This window comes from Halochromatium sp. (genome assembly GCF_046541315.1).
In the GTDB taxonomy this organism is placed as follows: Bacteria; Pseudomonadota; Gammaproteobacteria; order Chromatiales; family Chromatiaceae; genus Lamprobacter.
The window spans coordinates 1-6152 of the sequence record NZ_JBKHDN010000165.1 but is presented as its reverse complement, the minus strand read 5'-3'; the positions used below and the strand labels follow the sequence as shown (position 1 = coordinate 6152).

Sequence of the window (6152 nt, the reverse complement as noted above, 5' to 3'; positions counted from 1 at the left end):
AATCGCGGGTATGCGGGTCCATCTCGGCGATGCGAGCGGCCTCGCTCGCGAGCACGTGCAGCTCGCTGGAGAGGAGATTCTTCATCACCAGCCGCTTGGCCGCATAGACCTCGTCGGCATAGCCTCTAGCTGAACCCGAGCCAGGGCCTGAGTCGGAGCCTGAGCTGGCACCGATGAACGCTTGGTAGCAGCGATCAAGCTCGGTCTCGCCATCGCTGTCGACGAAGAGGGCATCGCAGAGCGTCGCGAAGTCGTAGCCGGTGGTGCCGTGCACGGGCCAGTCGGAGCGCAACTGTTCGTCGCCGACCAGGATCTTCTCGGCGGCCAGGTACAGCGGGCGATCATCGTCGAGGGGCGCACGCTGCGGCCGCAGGATCTGCGCCGCGCGCCGTTGCAGGCGGCGAAAGTAGGCGGCCGGGTCGAAGAGTCCGTCCGGATGGTCGATGCGCAGCCCCTGCACCCGGCCCTCAGCGATCAGCTGCAGCACCCGCTCATGGGTCGCCTCGAAGGCCGCTGGGTTCTCCATGCGCAGCGCGGCGAGATCGTTGATATCGAAGAAGCGCCGATAGTTGATCTCGTCGGCGGCGACGCGCCAGTGCGCGAGACGATAGGCCTGCGCCTCCAGCAAGGTATGCAGCCGACCGCTGTCCGCCGGGTAGTCGTCGGCGCCGTTGTAGGCCTGCAGGCAGTCCTGGATGTAGCGTTGCAGGTCGGCATTGGCCTCGCATAGCGCTGCCAGGCGCTGTTTGTGCAGCTCCTTGTCGCGATAGCGCTCGGTGACCGACGCCTCATCGAGTGCGCTGCGCGGTGGCAGGTTGCCAAAGGCGGTGATGAGGCTCTCGAAGTTGGCCAGCTCCGAGGCCAGCTCCGAGGCGAGTTCTGAGCCCGCTGTTTCTGAGCTTGCTTCTGTTGAGCGCACTGTCGGATCAACAGCCGGTTCATCGGTCTTGAGCCGCTCGCGCAGCGCCGCCAGGCCGGGCGCCAGGATGCGCGGGTATTCGCGCGGATCGATCGGAAAATGATGCTCGTAGTACTCGACCCGGAAGGCGCCATCGGCGAAGACCAGCGTCAGTTCGCCTTGGTCGAGCAGCTCCCCGTAGCGATCGCCGAGCACCGGCACCAGGACCTTGTCGTGTAGCTCCTGCTTGAGCGGTCGCCAGTCGATGTCGAAGAAGTCGGCATGGGTCGATGCTGGGCCGTTCTCGAGGACGTCGAGCCATCGGGGGTTTTCGCTGCCCATGATGCCGACATGATTGGGTACCAGGTCGAGGATCTGCCCCATGCCGTGCGCGGCCAAGGTCTCGCACAGGCGATCATAGTCGGCCTGGCTGCCGAGCTCGGGGTTGAGCTGGCTGTGGTCGACCACGTCATAGCCGTGAGTGCTGCCGGGCCGGGCCTTGAGGTAGGGCGAGAAATAGCAGTGGCTGATGCCGAGGTCAGCAAGGTAGGGCACGAGTTCGGTGGCGGCGGCGAAGCCAAAGTCCTTGTGCAGCTGAAGCCGATAGGTGGCGCGCGGGATTGGCGCTTGCAGCGGTGTCTCGCTGCTCGGCTTCACGCTGGCTTGCTCGCTGGAGGGCTGTCCAGTGCTGGTTCGCCCAAGCTCGGTCTGAGCCGCAGGGTTCTGGCTAAAGCCGTTATGACCAAAGCTATTCTGGCCAGACCGGGTCTGGCTGATGCCGGTCTGCGGCTGCTCCGGGGCGCTGAAGCGGGCTGCCGAGCTGCCGCGCTCGGTACGCACCGCCGCGAGCAGGCCTTGGATCTCGGGGCGCTCCAGCCAATGCTCGAGTTGCAGTGGTTGGCGGCGGCGCCAGTTCGGATAGCGATCGCCGCTGCCGGGCAGGTTGATCTGCTCGGTCTCGGTGAGCAGGTCTGCGGTTTGGATCAGTAGCAGCCGCGAGGGCGTGCGTGCCAGATAGACATGGATCGCCCGCAAGTGCTCGGGGCCGAGACTGGGCACGTCCACCGGGTCCGCGCCCTCGTGGTCGGGCAACAGGCCCTCGTGCTTCAACGCCAGGAACAGCTCGGTCCGGTCCTGGGTGCGCTGCAGCAAGCGCTTGTCATAATCCTGCTCGCTCGGGAACAGCTCCAGCTCGCGCCTTTGCTCGAGGTCGACGCCTTGCCAGAAACCGGCCAATGGCGGTAGATCGTGGGTGCCGGCAGTGACCATGGCGTTCGGCTCGAAGGCCGGCGGCTCGAGAAAACCACCCTCATCGGCGCGCTCGAAGTAGAGCACGCGGGTGGAGAGGATGCCCCAGTCCGGGATCACCTTGCGGATCAGCGCCGGCACCGTGCCCAGGTCCTCGCCGATGATCAGGCAGCGGTTGCGCACGCTCTCGAGCGCGACCACCCCGAGCAGCTCCTCGAGCGGGTAGCTGAGATAGGTGCCTGCCGTCGGCGGCGCGCCGTCCGGGATCAGGAATAACCGCATCAGGCCCATCACATGGTCGATGCGCAAGCCACCGGCGGCGCGCATGTTGGCGCGCAGCTCGGCTGCGAAGGGCTCGTAGCCGGCCGCGCGCAATGCCCGCGGATGCCAGGCCAGGACGTTCCAGTTCTGACCTTTGGGGCTGAAATCGTCCGGCGGGGCACCGACATGGGCGCCCTGGATATAGAGACCGGGCAGCACCCAGTGATCGGCGCCGTCGGGTGCGGCACCAACCGCGAGATCTAGCAACAGCCCCTGCGCCATGCCCAGTTCCCGGCAACGGTTGCCGGCCGACTCGAGCTGCATCTGCGCCAGCCATTGCAGCCAAGCGAAGAAGTCGACCCGCTCGGCGTGTTCACGTGCGAAGGCCGCCACCTCGTCCGACCTCGGGTCCTGATAGGCGGCGGGCCACTGCTCATCGGCGCGCTGATCGTCCTCAGCGGCCGCAAAATGCTCACTCAGCGCCTGGTAGATCGCGAAGCGCTGCAGCGCTTCGCCCTGCTCGTCGCAGAAGGCCTGGAAGGCCGCCGCATGCGGCTCCTTGACGTCGGGATGATGCTGACGGAAGCAGCGGAACAGGCGCTCCAGTATCGTCAGCTTGGCCTCGGTCACTGCGGTGTGATCGACCACCGGTGCACTACGCAGCGCGCGCAGCTGCGCCTTGAACTCGTCACTGTCGATCAGCTCCTGTGCGGCGTCACAGTCCGTTCGCTCGGCGATCGCGTCGACATCGAGATGCAGCGGATTGAGAAACCGGCGGCTCGATGGACCATAGGGGTTACAGCGTTCAGGTTGGCTCAGGAAGAGCGCATGCAGTGGACTGAGCCCAACGGCACCAGCACCGGCTTCAGCCGCAGTCTCGACCAATCGGGTCAGGTCAGTGAAGTCACCGATGCCCCAGTTGCGGGTCGAGCGCACCGCATGCAGCTGGGTGACCAGTCCCCAGTCACGCGTCCCGTTGCCCGTTCCCTGTTCATGGCGATCCTCCGCCTCGGGCTGCCAGCAGCGCTGCGGCGCAACGATCAAGCGCGTCTGCGCCAGGCGCTTGCCAGTAGCTGCATCGAGCGTCAGCTGGTGATAACCGATCTCGGAGGGAGCGGGGATCGCGATGCGACGGCGCTGCCAGCGGCGGCCATCGATCTCACGCTCTTCGTCGATCGGCAGTCTGCTCAGATCGAGTTCGGCGTCGGCGGTGGCGCCCGATTCCTCGATCAGGACCAGCCGCACCTCCATCAGCTCCGGCTGATCGGGCAGGCTCAGTGTCAGCCTCGGCATCTCGGCACCCTGCCGATGCAGGATCACCGGCGCGAGCACGCGCTGCCATTCCCGATCGATCGCTTGGGCCAGGCTGCGCGCCTCTGTCGCCAGGTCACCCGCAGCGACGCCGAGCGCTTGGAGCAACGCTCGTCGGGTGCGGTCTTCGGCCTGATGCTGCTGGCCCTCGACATCCTCATAGGTCGCGGCGATCCCATAGTGGGCACAGAGGCGCTCGAGCTCGGGGGTTGTCGTCATGGCGCGGCCCTCTCGTGAGTCTGACCGTCGACACCGGCCTGTTGGGGATGGCGCGGCTCCGGCTGCGATTCCTGGCGCTGTTGCCTGGACGCGAGATGCCAAGCGACCGCCCAGGGTGGCAGATGCCGGTCGGCGAGCGCGTCGCCAAGACCGACCGGCTCCAGGTACAGGGCCTCACCCGCCAATGGTAGCGGCAGTGCTTCCCAGCGCCGCTCGGCATCGCTGAGGTTCGCCGTCAGGGTCAAGACAGCGCCGTCATTGAGTCGCCATTGCACCTGAATGGCACGGTTGGCGAAGGTCTCGAAGCGGCGCTGCCCAAGGTCGATTCCGTCCAGGCGGGGCACGATCTCGCGCTGGCGCAGCTGCAAGAGCTGCTGATGGAAGAGCCACCACTCGCGGTGGCGGCTGTCAGCCTTGAGCGCCTCCCAGTCGAGCCGGCAGCGCTCGAAGGTGACCGGGTCGTTGGGGTCTGGGATGGCCTCGCGCGCCTGCGGATCAGCGAAGCGCTCGAAGCGTTGGAATTCGCGCCGGCGTCCTTGGGTGACCGAATCGGCCAGCTCAGCGCCGAAGTCACAGAAGAACAAAAACGGGGTCTCGGTCATGAACTCCTGCCCCATGAACAGCAGCGGCGGCGAGGGTGCCAGCAGCATCACGGCGCTGAGCGCGCGCAGCGCCTCCGGGAACGCGAGCGAGGCGATGCGCTCGCCGAAGGCGCGATTGCCGATCTGATCGTGATTCTGCAGCAGGTTGATGAAGGCGCCCGGCGGTAAGCCGGCGCTGGGCTCGCCACGCCGGGCACCATCCCGGAACGGCGACGGCTCGCCTTGATAGGCAAAGCCTTCCGCCAGGCAGCGGGCGAGGAACCAGGCCGGCTCCGTGCTGTAATCGGCGTAGTAGCCGTCTTGCTCGTCGGTGATCAGCACATGGGCGGCATGGTGGAAGTCGTCGTTCCATTGCGCCCGGTACCAACGGGCCATGCCGTTCTGGCGCCGGGCCAGGTAGCGCGCTTCATTGCCGTCGTTCTCGAGCACCAGATGGACGCGCCGTCGCTGCCCGAGACGCTCCTGAACCGCCTCGGCCAGCTCGGTCAGAATATCCGGCTCGGAATCGTCGGCGATCGCGTGGACCGCATCGAGGCGCAGCCCATCGAAGCGGTATTCCTCGAGCCAGTAGAGCGCGTTGTGGATGAAGAACTCGCGCACGTTGTGACTGTCGGGTCCGTCGAAGTTGATCGCCGCACCCCAGGGGGTCTGGTGCCGCTCGTTGAAGAACTGTGGGGCGTAGAGGTGCAGGTAGTTGCCCTCGGGGCCGAAATGGTTGTAGACGACGTCGAGCAGGATCATCAGGCCGCGGTCGTGGGCCGCCTGCACCAGGGCCTTGAGGTCCTCGGGGCGGCCATAGCTGGCATCAGGGGCGAATGGCAACACCCCGTCGTAGCCCCAGTTGCGCTGTCCCGGGAAGGCGGCCACCGGCATCAGCTCGAGCGCGGTGACGCCGAGTTCGGCAAGCTGATCCAGTCGCTGAGCGGCGCCCGCGAAGGTGCCCTCGGGGGAGAAGGTGCCGAGATGCAGCTCGTAGCAGACCGCTTCCTCCCAGGGGCGCCCGCGCCAGGGCTCGCCATCGGGCCAGCGGAAGTCGTTCGGCTCGATGATCTCGCTTGGGCCGTGGACATCGGCGGGTTGGAAACGGGAGGCCGGGTCTGGCACGGTCTGCTGGCCGTCGACGCGCTCGCCGGCGATGCGAAAGGCGTAGCGCATCCCTGGTCGAGCGTTCGCCGTCGTCAGCTCGAACCAACCGTCGCCGGCGCTGTTCATGCCGACGTCTTGCTCGTCACCGCCGTCGACGAGCAGAAGCACGACCTGATCGGCCGCCGGTGCCCAAAGGCGAAAGCGGACGCTTCCATCGGATCGTGTTTCCGCGCCAAAGGGCATCCGGTGTTTCGAGGTCGACATGGCGGGCTTCCTGTTTGGCTTTGAGGTATTGCTGAAGGTTCGCCTTAGCGCACTGCCGCCAGATGCATGCGCTATGCCAGGCCAATGGCATTCGCTTGACCCGGCGAATATCGGTCTACTGCGATCACAGCTGACTCCAGCTACAGGGGCTTTTGATCCGCGCGCAGGTGCTGTTATCAGGTGCTGTTATCAGGCGCTGTTATCAGGCGCTGTTATCAGGCGCTGTGACTGGACTCAGTCTTGGTGCTACCGCCGAGGGGGTG

At 66.2% G+C, this 6152-nt stretch carries 2 protein-coding genes; both read right to left on the bottom strand.

The genetic code is table 11. The annotated features are described in order from the left end of the window. Positions 1-3937, bottom strand: a 3937-nt coding sequence (malQ, locus tag ACLFQI_RS10640) for a 4-alpha-glucanotransferase (protein WP_410759188.1), incomplete at its 3' end; no start/stop codon positions are given. Continuing rightward, complete coding sequence (gene treZ, locus ACLFQI_RS10635) at positions 3934-5868, bottom strand: malto-oligosyltrehalose trehalohydrolase (protein ID WP_410759190.1); 1935 nt, start codon at positions 5866-5868, stop codon at positions 3934-3936. The genes malQ and treZ, both read right to left, overlap by 4 nt. Positions 5869-6152: the final 284 nt, after the last annotated feature.